This is a genomic window from Nodularia sp. UHCC 0506 (genome assembly GCF_034931045.1).
GTDB lineage: Bacteria > Cyanobacteriota > Cyanobacteriia > Cyanobacteriales > Nostocaceae > Nodularia.
On the sequence record NZ_JAYGHH010000009.1, the window covers coordinates 83,364 to 97,961 of the forward strand.

At 39.6% G+C, this 14,598-nt stretch carries 16 protein-coding genes and 1 tRNA gene; 10 read left to right on the forward strand and 7 right to left on the reverse strand.

The genetic code is table 11. From position 1 onward, the window contains the following. The 8 genes from psbZ to VB654_RS08615 form a co-directional block, all read left to right on the forward strand. Window positions 1-154 (forward strand): photosystem II reaction center protein PsbZ (gene psbZ / locus VB654_RS08580; protein WP_323213361.1); only part of this gene is annotated, 154 nt, incomplete at its 5' end. A 171-nt stretch (window positions 155-325) separates the two neighbouring features. After that, window positions 326-904, forward strand: coding sequence for a 6,7-dimethyl-8-ribityllumazine synthase (gene ribH / locus VB654_RS08585; protein WP_323213296.1), 579 nt, complete (start codon window positions 326-328; stop codon window positions 902-904). A 96-nt stretch (window positions 905-1,000) separates the two neighbouring features. After that, window positions 1,001-1,072 (forward strand) — tRNA-Gly (locus VB654_RS08590). Window positions 1,073-1,325: 253 nt separating this feature from the next. Continuing rightward, window positions 1,326-1,733: a hypothetical protein gene (locus VB654_RS08595; RefSeq protein ID WP_323213297.1), complete on the forward strand. Its 408-nt coding sequence runs from the start codon at window positions 1,326-1,328 to the stop codon at window positions 1,731-1,733. Between the two features lie 4 nt (window positions 1,734-1,737). Beyond that, window positions 1,738-3,003 (forward strand): glutamate-5-semialdehyde dehydrogenase, encoded by a 1,266-nt coding sequence (locus VB654_RS08600; protein WP_323213298.1) that lies wholly within the window; start codon window positions 1,738-1,740, stop codon window positions 3,001-3,003. Window positions 3,004-3,154: 151 nt separating this feature from the next. Continuing rightward, window positions 3,155-4,330 (forward strand): hypothetical protein, encoded by a 1,176-nt coding sequence (locus tag VB654_RS08605; protein ID WP_323213299.1) that lies wholly within the window; start codon window positions 3,155-3,157, stop codon window positions 4,328-4,330. A gap of 14 nt (window positions 4,331-4,344) precedes the next feature. Next, window positions 4,345-4,932, forward strand: coding sequence for a hypothetical protein (locus VB654_RS08610; protein WP_323213300.1), 588 nt, complete (start codon window positions 4,345-4,347; stop codon window positions 4,930-4,932). Window positions 4,933-4,990: 58 nt separating this feature from the next. Further along, a complete protein-coding gene (locus VB654_RS08615) occupies window positions 4,991-5,479 on the forward strand; it encodes a hypothetical protein (protein ID WP_323213301.1) in 489 nt (162 codons plus the stop codon). A gap of 9 nt (window positions 5,480-5,488) precedes the next feature. Here the strand turns inward: VB654_RS08615 and VB654_RS08620 are convergent, their stop codons facing one another. From VB654_RS08620 to VB654_RS08640, 5 genes are all read right to left on the reverse strand, one after another. Further along, window positions 5,489-6,043, reverse strand: coding sequence for a Uma2 family endonuclease (locus tag VB654_RS08620; RefSeq protein ID WP_323213302.1), 555 nt, complete (start codon window positions 6,041-6,043; stop codon window positions 5,489-5,491). Window positions 6,044-6,153: 110 nt separating this feature from the next. Continuing rightward, complete coding sequence (locus VB654_RS08625; protein ID WP_323213303.1) at window positions 6,154-7,245, reverse strand: acyl-CoA desaturase; 1,092 nt, start codon at window positions 7,243-7,245, stop codon at window positions 6,154-6,156. A gap of 319 nt (window positions 7,246-7,564) precedes the next feature. After that, complete coding sequence (locus tag VB654_RS08630; protein WP_323213304.1) at window positions 7,565-8,635, reverse strand: fatty acid desaturase; 1,071 nt, start codon at window positions 8,633-8,635, stop codon at window positions 7,565-7,567. A 191-nt stretch (window positions 8,636-8,826) separates the two neighbouring features. Further along, window positions 8,827-9,879, reverse strand: coding sequence for a fatty acid desaturase (locus VB654_RS08635; RefSeq protein ID WP_323213305.1), 1,053 nt, complete (start codon window positions 9,877-9,879; stop codon window positions 8,827-8,829). Between the two features lie 240 nt (window positions 9,880-10,119). Further along, on the reverse strand, window positions 10,120-10,938 hold the full coding sequence (locus VB654_RS08640; protein WP_323213306.1) for an acyl-CoA desaturase: 819 nt from the start codon (window positions 10,936-10,938) through the stop codon (window positions 10,120-10,122). A gap of 85 nt (window positions 10,939-11,023) precedes the next feature. Here VB654_RS08640 and VB654_RS08645 point away from each other — a divergent pair, with 85 nt between their 5' ends. Further along, window positions 11,024-12,256 carry a methionine gamma-lyase family protein gene (locus VB654_RS08645; protein ID WP_323213307.1) on the forward strand — a complete coding sequence of 411 codons (1,233 nt, stop codon included), beginning with the start codon at window positions 11,024-11,026 and terminating at the stop codon, window positions 12,254-12,256. 58 nt (window positions 12,257-12,314) lie between these two features. Here the strand turns inward: VB654_RS08645 and VB654_RS08650 are convergent, their stop codons facing one another. After that, the gene (locus tag VB654_RS08650) at window positions 12,315-13,508 is read right to left on the reverse strand and encodes a Coenzyme F420 hydrogenase/dehydrogenase, beta subunit C-terminal domain (protein WP_323213308.1); all 1,194 of its coding nucleotides are present in this window, start codon (window positions 13,506-13,508) and stop codon (window positions 12,315-12,317) included. A 172-nt stretch (window positions 13,509-13,680) separates the two neighbouring features. Between VB654_RS08650 and VB654_RS08655 the strand changes: the two genes are divergently transcribed. Further along, complete coding sequence (locus VB654_RS08655) at window positions 13,681-14,307, forward strand: hypothetical protein (protein WP_323213309.1); 627 nt, start codon at window positions 13,681-13,683, stop codon at window positions 14,305-14,307. 98 nt (window positions 14,308-14,405) lie between these two features. Here the strand turns inward: VB654_RS08655 and VB654_RS08660 are convergent. Continuing rightward, window positions 14,406-14,598: hypothetical protein (locus VB654_RS08660; RefSeq protein ID WP_323213310.1), on the reverse strand; the 193-nt coding region annotated here is incomplete at its 5' end.

Below are 14,598 nucleotides of genomic sequence, written 5' to 3' on the forward strand. Positions count from 1 at the left end.
AGTTCTCACATCTTTTGTTTTGGTAGTTGGGGTTCCTGTGGCCTATGCTACCCCACAAAATTGGGTGGAATCTAAAAAACTCCTCTGGATTGGTTCTGGAGTTTGGATTGCTTTGGTGCTTTTAGTCGGTATATTAAACTTTTTCGTAGTTTAAGCGATCGCTGATGGCTATTTCCCAAAAATAGATAGCAACTACAGAAGCAGAAAAGCCAAGAATAAGATTTTTCTGTTGTCTTGTTCTATTTACCTAAATGTGCTTTTCTGCTCTTTGGCATCTAAAGAAGAAATGTATATTGGTCAAAGTATAGTTGATTAAGAGGCAGTCATGGCAGTTTTTGAGGGAACTTTTGCTCAAACGGAACCGTTGCATTTAGCAGTGGTTGTTGGTCGGTTCAACGACCTCATTACCGGGAAACTGCTACAGGGTTGTCAAGATTGCTTGAAACGCCACGGTGTAGACCCAGACCCCCAAGGTAGCCAAGTGGACTATGTTTGGGTTCCTGGCAGTTTTGAAGTGCCTCTAGTCGCCCGCCAACTAGCACTTTCCCATCGTTATGATGCGGTAATTTGTCTAGGTGCAGTCATTAGGGGACAAACGCCTCACTTTGATTATGTATCAGCTGAAGTTTCTAAGGGCATTGCCGCCGCTAGTTTTCAAACTGGTGTGCCGGTGATTTTTGGCATTTTGACAGTAGATACCATGCAGCAAGCCTTAGAACGAGCCGGGATTAAAGGCAATCATGGCTGGGATTACGCCATGAACGCCCTAGAAATGGCTAGTTTGATGCGGCAATTGCGTTCTAATCTCACAGAGTCCTATTCCCCAAATGGACAGTCTTTGCCAGCATCTTTTCCTACCAAAAACATAGGCAATTTAGCTGCCGAATCAGAAGAGCTAGGCTGAGGTATTTTCTGGGTGCTGAGTCAAAAAACTCAGCACTTTAAATTTAGGGGTTGACAAATAAAAATATATCTGAGATTATAGAGTTTACATGGGACTGCGGGTATAGCTCAGTGGTAGAGCGTCACCTTGCCAAGGTGAATGTCGCGCGTTCGAATCGCGTTACCCGCTTTAAAATAGTTTGCGTTCAGGCTGATATATTCTTCAAGATTGTTAAATCTGACTACAATTTTTTTGGGTATAGTCAACCTGCATGATGTGGGTGTACTACACTTAATTAAATCTGGCTAGTCAAACAGCAGAATTATCAGGCAAAGCATGATTTAGCATCTCCTAACCATTGACGTGAGAAACCAAACCTCAAGGCATTGTGGAATGGTATTCTTGCACAACAGAAACACACGCTCAAGTTACCATAACGCTTGTGCCATCTCAAAAACCAGAAAAAATTAGTTTTAACACTGAATATCCCTGTCCCTGCCGTCGCAAAGGACAGTTAATTCCGATTACACTCACAGAAGCATTTGGTTGCGATCGCTGTCAACAAATCTTTGTAATAGAAGATAATGGTCGTATTCTAGAACAACTTTCAACTTCCTATCCCTACAAACGAGCTTGGCATTGGACGGGAAAAAGTTGGCGTGTTGTGCCGACACGGTTGGGAGAAAGCTATTTACCTATAGCGCTGGGCATTATATTCGTGCTAGTGATTATATGGTTACCGTTAGCACTGCAATTGGCAAATAGTTCTAGCATTATTGCCTGGGCGATAGTGGCGGTGCTGTTGGCTATTCTGCCTGCACTGATGGTCTGGTTTACCTACAGACGTTAATTCAATGACCGTTGAACTTTTGGATGATTCCCCCGAACCAATTACTAGCGCTAAACGTGCTTATCAAGCCTCCCTCAAGTTGGGTTTTACCAAGGGAGTAGACCGCAGTCGTGCTGTGTTAGCAATGGCACAAGCGCTCTTGAACTCCTTTGATGACATTTTAGAAGCCAACACTTTGGATTTAGAAGCCAGCAAAGAAATGGCTGTGCCAGAGTTAATTTTAGATTGGTTAAAACTGACTCCCACGAGACTAGAAGCCGCAGTAGAAGTTCTTCAGAGGTTGGGGGAAATTTCTGACCCTTTACGGCGAGTTAGGAACGCTGACTATCAACTGGAAGATTCCCAGAGTTACACTCAGTTAATGCCTTTGGGAGTAATTGCTTTTGTTTATGAGGCTTTTCCAGATTTAGGTGCGATCGCAGCTGGTTTATGTATTAAAACTGGTAATAGTATTATACTTAAGGGTAGTACAGAGGCAAGTCATTCTAACGAAGCGATCGCCAATGTCCTGCAAATCGCCCTGGAAGAAGAAGGTTTACCTCCAGGTTGCTTAGAACTAATAAAAGCCGAACACGGTGCTTCCATCCGGGATTTAGTCACTCAAGACAAATATGTGAATTTAGTCTTGCCTTATGGACGTTCTAGCTTAGTCCAGCAGGTAATGCGTCAATCAACTTGCCCCGTGTTAAAATCAGCAATGGGTAACTGTTATCTTTACTGCTCACACAATAGCAGCTTAGACATGATTCGCTGGATGATTACAGATAGCCATGAAAGCGAACCAGACCAAGTAAACGCCATTGAAAAAGTATTAATTCATCGTCAAGCCTTACCATCATCTTTGGCAGTTCTGTGGAACAGTCTGAAAGAGAAAGGCTTTGAAATCAAAGGAGATGAAGAGCTAGTAGAAGCTTTTCCGCACTTGCAGTTAGTTAAGTCAGAAGAATGGGGAAATTCTTATTTAACCAAGACAGTAGCCTTTAAACTAGTAGATAGTTTAGAAGATGCGATCGCTTGGATTAATCAATATAGTAGCGGTCATGCTGACTGCATAGTTACCGAATCCTATCAAGAAAGTCGCCAGTTTGCTTTAGGAGTAAACAGCGCTTCTACTTACATCAACACTTCCCCCCGCTTTTCTCGCAACCCTTCACGGGGAGATTCAGTATTTCTCGGTATGTCTAACCAAAAAGGACACCGGAGAGGATTTATTAGTTTAGAAACTCTAACCACTGCAAAGCATATAGTACAGGGGAATGGGCGATTTTAGAAGTTATGAGAGAAGTAAAACTGTTTTATATTTAGTTTTATATTTAAAATAATCATTAAATGTATTCAACTAACTTCTGATAGTCAGCAAAACTTCATCAACCCAGAATTTAAATTATATGTCAAATCGACTAAAGCTTTTTAGGGAAAGGATGGCAGCTTTTGAAGGAGCAGCAGATCCATCGAAAGCCATTGAAAGCGGTTATTATGTACACGCACCAGGAAAATTACTTGTAGATCATATCTCAGGACGAATAGCTCTGCGTCCCTCTTCTTCCCACCTGTTGATAGGAGGAATTGGTTCTGGGAAAACAACTCAATTGTTGGTTGCTTGTGAGCAAATTAATGAAATAGAAGATATTCATGCAATTTACGTTGATGTAAGTTTATATACAGATATTTCTCAAATATCTAGTGGTGTTCTGACTGCGATCGCGGGTTTAAAACTTTCTGAAATTATGGCAGATAGTGAGAATGAAACAGTTAAAAAATATATAAACCTTATTTTTAATCTTGCATTTGGTTATAGCGAAGAGCATGATATAGACCTCACAATATCTAATCTTGCACTTGCCCTTAACACAAAGTCATGGAATAGAAGGCATAAAGGCATTATTCCTAATACATCAGATAAGTACGGTGTTAAGGCAGAGTTACTAGAAGCAGTGACCGAAATCAGGAAAGCAGCCTCAACAAAGTATGGGCATATCGTTCTTTTATTTGATGGATTAGACCGTCTGGATGATGCTAAAACTTTTATGCAGATTGTATCTTCAGATGCAAAAGCTATCTCATCAGCAGGTATTGGTCTAGTAATAGTCGGACCTATAATTGCTCTTTATAGTGAATATCGTGATACCGTTGATAATCGTCTAGATTACTTCTATCATCAGCCATTTTTTGATATAAATAATGATCAAACAGCTTATAACTTCTTTGAGAAAATTATTCAAACTCGCTCATCTGAAGATTTTATAGAAAAATCAGCCATTGAAGCACTTATCAAACTTTCTGGTGGAGTTTTACGAGATTTTATTAGTTTGTCGCAAGCATCAATAGAAGAAACATATCTATCAAATCAAAATAAAGTAGAAGTACGTCATGTTATAAATGCAGTTACTTCCTTTAGTAGAAATCAGTTACTTGGAATTTCAGAGGACGAACTAAAAATTGTTAGACAAACTATGAATACAGAAATATTTATTCCTAGAACTGATGAAGATTTACGCTTGTTAGTAAGACGAATAATTTTGGAGTATAGATATCCAAAAATTCGCCATACAGTTCATCCAGCTCTTGAGCCATTCATTGAAAAAATTACAGAGTAATATAATATATTTTCATGAGTACATCAGTTTCCATTGATGAGTTTTTGCAGAGAATTGGTTCACAGCCAGAAGGAAATATTTGGTCAGCGCTTATTGTTTCTGGTTCAGATTCTCAGGAATTAGTCAATGATTTGAAGGACACACTGACAATTTTTGCAGAATGTGAAGTGGGATGTCTTTCTGGGAATGGTGAGATTAGTAATCTAGTAAAGAAAATTATTGATGCAAGTGAAGATTATTTAATTCTTTGGGATTTTGAGCAATGGGATAACAATAGATGGTATCAATTGGATTGTCAGAGAAGTAAACTGATGCTAAAGCGTGGGGTAGTTTTGATTTTATCCCCAGAATCAGCAAAAACCATGTTTTCTTATGCTCCTAATATTGTTAGTTGGCTAGGTTCTAGGGTATATTATTTTTTAAAAGACATAGAATTACTCAGTATTGAAGAACGTCAGGGAAGACTAGAAGCACTTCGAGAATGGTCAGGTTTAACTGACTCTCAAATAATTGAAATGGCTGAAGCGCAAACTCTACCACCTGAACCTAAATATGCTGAATGGCTTGTACTTCTTGACAGAGGAGATTTAATTGGGCAGTAAAAGTGACTGGGAGCAAATTTGTGAGGACGTACAAGAAAGACTCTTAAAAAGCGCTCCCATGACTGTTAAAAGTGCTAAGGTATTGCGGGGTGAAATTTTCCAGTGTTTGACTAAAGCATCCGCTAATGGTCTTTTAAAAACAAAACTTCATGAAATCCATAAATTACTCAAAATAACTAAGCCAACAAAAGGAATTATTGAAATTACTGGAGGAGAACGAAACTTTAAGCGACTTAAAGAAATTCCCCATTTTGAGAGAATGGATGGTTGCTGGTTTGATTTTGCAATTTTAGTTAATCAAAATTATAAACCTGCTGAAATTATTGGCTTTGACTTTGAAATAAGATTTTTAGACGATAACCCCATTAAATTTCTGCGATTTGACCTTAATCCTCCTGGACATGATAATCAAGAAAGAGGAATACGGTTTCATCTGCATCCAGGTAGTGATGACTTGATGGTTCATAGTCCGCCAATGTCACCTCTGGAAATTATACATTTATTTTTATATGACCTGAAAATTTCCGAACGTCCTCGCAATTCCTAATTAATTGAATCATTCAAATACAGGTGGCCATAATTCAGAAACAGCAACTTCCCAACCTGGAAATAACTCATTCATAGATAACTTATCTTCACCCGTTAAAACTTCAACATCACCATGAGGACGATATACACTTACAGATAATTCATCAGGATTAATTAATATTCCTACTCTTGCACCTAACTCTAAAAATAACTTAACTTTATCTTCTAACTTAGAAACTCTATCGGTTTTCGATTTTATTTCTACAACCAAATCAGGTACTAACTGACCAAAATCTCTCACCGTGCGTTTTAGTCTTGAAGCAGCTACAAAAGAAACATCAGGAGCGCGTAAATCAGTATTTGGCATAATAAACCCACCACTTGAGTCAAATATCCGCCCAAGTTTACGAGGTTTTATCCAATTACCTAATAACCTGATTAATTCAGCCCCAATCTCACTAGATTCAATATCTGATGGACCCATAACTACAATATTTCCTTCTTGCAGTTCTATTTGGTAGTCCTGCGGATCTTCTTGTAGCTTTTGTTGTAGTCTGTCTACATCTTCAATAGTGAAAGTCATAGAACTTTTCATAGATAGTTCATAATACAGTCATTTTATCACTATTCCTTTGTAGTTGCGCTTTAGCGCTAAAGCGCAACTACAAGCTATGATGATTTATTCATGGGGACTTACTGTGGTTTTGGTGTGCTTCCCATGAGTTTTAACCAGCGATAATTAGAAGCTAAGGCTTCAGTAAAAGTTTCGCAAACATTGTATTTGACATCAAAGTCTTCGCAAACATCAGCTAAAATTTTAGCTATTTGTGGATAATGAACGTGGCAAATATTCGGGAATAAATGATGTACAACTTGATAGTTAAGACCACCAAGATACCAGTTTAAAAACTGATTTTTAGGAGCAAAATCTACAGTGGTTTTGATTTGAAATATTGCCCATTCGTCATTAATTTGTTGCAAATCTGAATTGGGTTCAATAAACTCGGCTGCTTCTAAAACATGAGCCAGCATGAAAATTACACAAATCATTAAGCCATAGGTCATGTAAGTAATCACAAATCCCACAACCGCTTGTATAGGCGAATATCCAACAGCAATTGGTATTCCCAAAAACAGTCCTAGCCAAATTAATTTTCCACTGAAGAAAACGAATAAATCTAGTGGTTTAAGTGTAGGAATATCGTAAGTATGATATTTACGCTTAAACATAACTAAATAAACATCAGCAAAAGACCAATACAGGGGGATGATGGGATATATAAACCAAATGAATAAGTGTTGAAATGTATGATACCATTGATGCTCCATATAGGGAGTCATCCGAACTAAACCATCACCATGTATTTCTACATCATGCCCTAATATATTAGTGTATTTGTGGTGTAGAAAATTATGTCTAAATTTCCACAGAAAACTAGACAAACCAATTATATCGAAGGTATAACCAAAGATATTATTGACAATTTTATGGCGAGAATAACCACCATGATTTGCATCATGTCCTACACTAAAACCAATACCAGCAATACCGAATCCTAAAGCAATACAGCCAATGATTTTTAGCCATATTTCAGGGGGACCGAAGAGCGTAAAAGTCCAAGTAGCGATGACCCATGACAAAATAACGGTTGTCTTCATGTACATCGCTGCATTATCTCTAGTAGAGATATTCTGAGACTGAAAATAAGCATCAACTCGCTTATTTAGTTCCTTTCTAAAACCGTAGTTTTTGGTAAAAGTTACTTTTGGTTGTGTTTGTGTCATCTATTTGATTGCACTGGATTCATTTGTGGGATAAAAATCGGAATTTTTTGTATATCTCTAGTGTCAGATTTGACGAATACACCAGAATGTACACTCTAGTAATTCACCTCAAAAACTCAGTAGATAAAAACTACCAGAATCAATTTTTACAGAATAATAGAAATTAATCAAAACCTTAATATTCAATTAAGAAATTTGTCTTAATTCTCCTAAACTCCTGTTCTTTGCGACTCTGCGTGTTAGCGTCAGCGAGGCGTAGCCCGATAAAAAAAGTCCGCGACGGCGGACTTTAGTGTATATAGTGAAGAATCATCCTCGCCTACTTCTGATGATTGGATGTGTAGTAAACCTTACTACCTGTATCCGGAACAAAATGACAGCTAATAGCAGAACGCCATACAGATTTCCATATAGGTTCTTCAGACTTGCGGAAATATTCACCCATAATTGGTTTAATCGCCTCAGTCGCCTTCAATAAATTGTAGTGAGGCATATTGAGAAAGATATGATGAGCAACATGAGTACCGATATCATGATGGATATGATTGATAAAGCCATAGTCTCTATCAATACTAGAAATTGCACCTTTAAGAAAAGTCCAATCTTCTCCACGATACCAAGGAATATCTGACTCTGTATGATGCAAAAATGTCACCAAATCTAGCCAAATTATAAACACAATATAAGGCATAGCGTAGTATTTTAGTAACCACATCCAGCCCCATTGAAAGGTGAAGAAACCTAGTAAAGCTACCATCCCTATCCAAAGTGCAGTACTAGTCAACACATCCCATTTTTCTGAAGGCTTAAAAAGTGGGCTACTAGGCAAAAAGTGAGAGCCTTCCTTTCCTGGAGAACGCTTGAATAAATACACCGGATAAGCCAAAAGAAAGACATAATATCTGCCTAACTTTTGAACTAATGGCATTTCTTTATACTGGGATTCTGACACAGGATACCAGCTTTCATCGTTATCGATATTGCCAGTATTTTTGTGGTGAGTTCTGTGGCTAATTCTCCAACCGTGATAAGGAACTAATATCGGTGTGTGAGATAAATGTCCAATCAAATCATTCAGCCATTTATGCTTAGAAAAAGATTGGTGTCCACAGTCATGTCCAACTACAAACAAAGCCCAAAACATTGTTCCTTGCATGACCCAGAAAATTGGCCAAAAGTACCAAGAATCTAAATAATTAGCCACTGCATAAAGCAAACTAATAATCAAGATGTCACGAAAGAAATAAAATAGGGATTTTGTCACACTTGGCTGAAAGCATTCAGCAGGTATTGCTGCTTTCAAATCCTGAAGAGTAAAGGGGAGTTTGGTTATATCCTCAGACGGTTCACAGTCATCAGGATTATTGAAAGCGATGGTATTTGATTGCACTTGATTCTTTGGTGAAATATAAATCGAATTTTTCTGACATATCTCTAGTATCAGGTTTAACTAATACTCAAGAAGATAATCTCTGGTAATTCACCTAAGAATAGTTAAGTAGATCAAGAATTACCAGAATCTATTTAATTTACAGGATACTAAAAACTATTGCAACAACAATAATACAAGTTGGTTGCTCTTTATTTTCCTGCGTAATATTCGTCGAAAGTCTCATAGCCAATATCAGTTTTATATAATTGACATTGGTCTGTGATTTGCTTCATTAAAGACCATGAGAATTTGCATTCATCATGGAGATAAGGCTGCCAATTTTCTTTGATGCTGCTGTAGGCTAACCGCAAATTATAGGAAGGAATGGCAGTTGAAATATGATGAGGAACGTGAACATTTATATCGTGGCAAAGAATTTCTACCCAACGAGGATAATCACAATGAATAGTACCAGATAGTTGTGCTAAAGCCTCGTTCCACTTGCTTGCTGTGTTAAAAGGAACATCTGAAGCAGTGTGGTGAACAATGGTGAAGGTACTCATCCAAAAATGGTATACCATCCAGGGTAAGAGCCAAAACTTGACAAATCCCCAAATACCTGTTGTCGCTATTAGGAGAGGAAATGCGATCGCAGCAAATATCACGACTACAGCTACAGAAAGCTTAACACTTGATTGGTCTTTGGGTTTGAAGTTCCGCGCATCAAAATGTACCAATGCCCAATGTCCAATAGAACCTACCCACCACAGACGCTTACGCATGAAGCCTTCAAAGGCAAATTGTCTCAAGGGTGTCCAATTGGCAAATACGTTTGTTCTAATGGGATGCCAAGCATTATCCTCATCCAACTTATTGGTATGAGCATGGTGATAATTATGCTTAATCCGCCAACTGTGGAAGGGATAAATTAAGGGAGCCATGAATATGTGACCCACTAAATCATTTACCCAAGGTCGTTGAGCAAAAGACCTGTGACCACAATCATGGCCAACTACGAAAAAACCTGTTAAAGCAGTGCCTGTAAAAATCCAAGCTACGGGCAGAAGGAACCACGGACTGATTGCCAGAAAAGAGTAGCCCAAACCAACCATCAAAACACTTAGTAGCGCCTGTGTCCAAGCTTTGCGGCTGTTTTTCTCAAAACATTCCCGTGGCAAAGTTTTGATAATATCTTTGAGTTTCAGGTTGGAATCACCAAGGTCTTCACCTAGTTTCTGGCTGTTGATTATTGATGTAGTCATGAACACCTGGAAAACAGTATGCTTCACAGCCGAGTCACCAAAAAAGTGGCTGGCCGCAAAGTTTCTTAACATTAGCGTCTCAGATTATAACAACCTCAGCTACACAAGCGCACTATTAAATAGCTATGGGCAGTAATTTTCTGAGATATTGAATTGTTATTAGTTGCTCGTAGAAATTACTCTTTAGCCAATAGTGAATAAATTCTTTAATTTATCCACTATTAACGAATAACCGGGAAATTACTGCTTTTTATCTGCCAACTTGACATTAGTAGCCAGACCAAGTAGTTGCAGCAATTGAATTGTCATCCAAGTTAAATCGATTTCCCACCATTCCAGCCCGTGACGAGCAGAGTATTGAAAAGCATGGTGATTATTATGCCAGCCTTCGCCAAATACTAGCACAGCGACCCACCAGCAGTTTGTGGAGCGATCGCCTGAATCATGACTGCGATAACCGAATTTGTGAGTAGCGCTGTTCACTAGCCAAGTGCAATGGTAGACCCAGACAATGCGCGCAAATACTCCCCAAACCACAAAAGACCAGCCACCCAGATACATGAGTAATAAACCCAGTGCTACCTGAATCAAAATGAAATATTTTTGTAAAAACTGATAAACTGAGTCTTCGGCAATGTCTTTGGTAAAACGAGGAACATCAGCATGAGAGGGAGAGTGATAAATTAACCAACCGATATGACTCCACCAGAAGCCTTTATTGGAATCGTGGGGATCTGGGTCGGTATCAGAATGTAAATGATGAATGCGATGTGTCCCGATCCACTCGATTGGCCCGCCTTGACAGGCTAAAGTCCCGCAAAAGACCAAGAAATATTCCAGCCATTTAGGAGTTTGAAAACTGCGGTGAGTTACTAGACGGTGAAATCCCAGAGTAATCCCCAGTCCACCTGTGATCCAGTAAAGCAATAAAGCTACACCGACGGCATTCCAGCTAAAGTTGCTGGGAAGAAAAGCAAACAAAGCACCGATGTGCAGGGCTAAGAAGAACAGGGTATTTACCCAGTTAATTTGAAGTTTAGTGGAAGTAGCAATTGTCATGCAATAACCCGAATTGAAATTGTCTAACCTAATCTGCGGGGTTTGAAAATCCGCATATCTATAATTTTTTCTAAAAGAGGAACTAATGAACAGCTTAGAACATCTGCGGCAAGCAGAACAGGCACTAATAGAGATTTTTTCTGGAATTGACGCTCAGGTCAAGCATAATCTCAAACGAGTCCTAGATGCCTTTCGTAATCACCGTGTAGGCGCACACCATTTTGCTGGTGTTAGTGGTTATGGTCACGATGATCTAGGACGAGAAACTTTAGATAAAGTTTATGCCGAAGTCATGGGCGCGGAAGCTGCGGCCGTGCGGGTGCAATTCGTTTCTGGAACTCATGCGATCGCGTGCGGCTTATTTGGTGTTCTTCGTCCTGGAGATGAAATGTTAGCAGTGGTCGGTTCTCCCTACGATACGCTCGAAGAAGTCATTGGTTTACGGGGTAAAGGTCAAGGCTCCCTTATTGAGTTTGGCATAAATTACCGCCAATTGGAGTTAACTGCCCAAGGAACTATAGATTGGGAAACCTTAAGTCATAGCGTAGGTGAAAACACCCGGTTAGTATTAATTCAACGCTCTTGTGGTTATTCCTGGCGGCCGAGTTTATCAATTGCGGATATAGAAAAAATCGTTCATTTAGTTAAACAGCAAAACCCCAACACAGTCTGCTTTGTCGATAACTGTTATGGGGAATTCATTGACACCAGAGAACCCACAGATGTTGGTGCTGACTTAATGGCGGGGTCGTTGATTAAAAATCCTGGGGGAACGATTGTCACAGCTGGCGGTTATGTTGCTGGTCGGGCTGGCTTAGTGGAAGCCGCCGCTTGTCGTTTAACTGCTCCTGGTATTGGGAGTTATGGTGGTGCAACCTTTGACCAAAATCGGCTGCTGTTCCAAGGCTTATTTTTAGCTCCCCAGATGGTAGGGGAGGCCATGAAGGGGACTCACTTGACTGGTTATGTATTCGATAAATTGGGTTATCCCGTAAATCCCGCACCTCTTGCGCCTCGTGGGGATGTAATTCAGGCGATTAAATTGGGTTCTGCGGCCAAGTTAATTGCTTTCTGTAAGGCGATACAGCAGCATTCACCTGTGGGTTCCTATCTCGAACCCATTCCCGATGAGATACCGGGGTATGAGAGCCAAGTAGTGATGGCTGGGGGGACATTTATTGAGGGGAGTACTTTGGAGTTTTCGGCGGATGGACCTTTAAGAGAGCCTTATGTAGTTTATTGCCAGGGGGGGACTCATTGGACTCATATTGCGATCGCATTAGAAGCGGCGATGGATGCTGTGGGTTATAAGAGTTAGGATTGTTTCACGCAAAGGCGCAAAGGAAAGAGTGCAAAGGGGTTCTTTGCGTGAGCCATCAATCCGGTAACTTATACTGTCCCACAATCCTCTTAGCAAACTCCGGTACATGAGCTTGCAACTTCTCAGGATAATTGCGCTTCACATACAAATAATTCCGCGTAAAATGGGAATCAATGGAAAACCGCGCATACTCCAAACCCTTCGGACCAATCTTTTCAATCACCACACCCATCAATTTTGCCGCCCACATCGGCAGAGTCACCCCTTTATCGTAAGCAGGAATACTCTGTTGTACAGCTTCTTTCCTGTTCCCCTGAGACATCACCGGCTGAGTGTCCAACTGGTCTTGCACCAAGTCCAGCATTTCTTTACCTGTATCATTTCTGACTACAATCCACTGCCAGCCGAAGGGCGCGCCCATATAACCCACAACTAAATCAGCTAGGGAATTCACATAATCAAAGCAAGTCATACAAGACGGTGCAAACACATCTTTGAGTTTGTTCGTCTTTAAACCAAAGAATGGCACAGTTTCGCTGGAACCATCCTCATGTTTGAAGTGAACTCGGAAGTCTTGCATAAATTCATAATGCACCACTGTCTCAGGTGAACGGCTGGTAGTTTCTAAGAATTTTTGCAGTCCAGCGCGGGTAACGTTATCTACGCAAGGTGTACCCAATACATATAACTTTTCTAAACCTAGTTCTTTTTCTACGGCTCTCAGGGCTTGAATTTGGCAACCTACACCAATTACTAATAACCGTTTCATGCCTGATTTTTCTATTTGTTCCAAAACAGAAAGGTTGGGCGATAATGTTGGTTTATTTACTCTCGCTGCCAGTATTTCTTCTGGGGTGCGGGCGATGACTGGCATGGGTTGAAAGCGGTCTTCTTTGGTATTCTGTACACAGACAACACCTTCCACTAAGCCGCGATTCAGCATTTCAATGGCAATGCTACTGACAATACCCGTCCATTGTGCGCCTTCTATGGGCTGCTGTTTGCGGGCGGCGATCATGTCTTGATGAACACCAAAGTAGAGTTCATTTTCATTATCTAGGTCACGCGATCGCTTGTGGGTTTCTGCTTCCAGTCCCCCTATCTGCTGATTAATAAAAGCGCAGGCTTCCTTGACATAGTGAATATAATATGTATCACACAATCCGCACTCGCTACAGAGTTCTTTTGCTGGGCGGCGACTAGTAGATTTAAGGGCTTTGGCTTTTTTGTGAGGAGAAACTGAAGTCATATTAAACGCAATTTGTGATCTCAAAATTTAAAATAGCGGAATGCTGTATTTTACACAAAGTTTCATAGCAATTCTACACCTTTATCTTATGGGAACCTTTACAGGAAACGAAAGTTTATTTAATACTGATAATGACAGCATAAACAAGTCTAATAATTTACTTTAAAATCCCATGATGACAAAACAAGTGATCACAAAATTTGGGCTTTTTATTCCCTTAGCTTTCGGGTTAATTTTGACTGGTTGTGACACAAACCCGCAAACTGAACAATCACCACCTGTTTCAGATGCTCCCACGGAACAAGCAAAACCTGTTTCAGAAATTTCTGCTGAACAACCAAAGCCTGTTTCAGATCCTCCTGATTGTGAAGATGGTTGTCAGAAACTAGCAACAGACACCAGCTTTAGCCAATCACCAATTCAGCCAGAAGTCTTGGCTAATTTGCCAAAATGGAACAACATCTGTGAAAAGACTAACCAAGATACTTATTGTACTATCTTGAAACCATATCAATTTGCCGATGGCATAGTTTATCTAAAAATCTCTGGTACAGAATCTTTTATCACTGATATTCAATTTATATCCAGTGTTGATCAAGATAAAGCCATGAACATTGCTAAAGCTGTCCTCAACAGTCAACAACCTTTTGAAAAAACCGAAAAAACCAAAGATAAAATAATTTTGCATAGCAATCCTTTAGAAGAAGGAAATGATACTTATTATTTAGAAGAAACGCATTTAAAATTAAATTCTCAAAACCAAGTTACTCAAATTACTTCCTATTCTACAACTCCTTAAATCACAATCAAACCAATTTCCCAAACAGGTGCAGCATTTATCGCCGATCTGTTTATATCCTCAAGAGAGGGGAGAATTTGACGTTTATCAACCATCAACTAACTGTATCTGATCATTCCCTTCTCTTCCTCTGTGTCCTCTGCGCCTCTGTGGTTCGTTATTAACGAAAAATTGATAAATAACAAGCTAATTTGTGATTTACCTAGCGTGCTGGTGTTTTTACTCAAATTATTTTTAAACTGTAACCAAATACTCAATTTCCCTGGAATACATTCACAATTTCTTAATTCT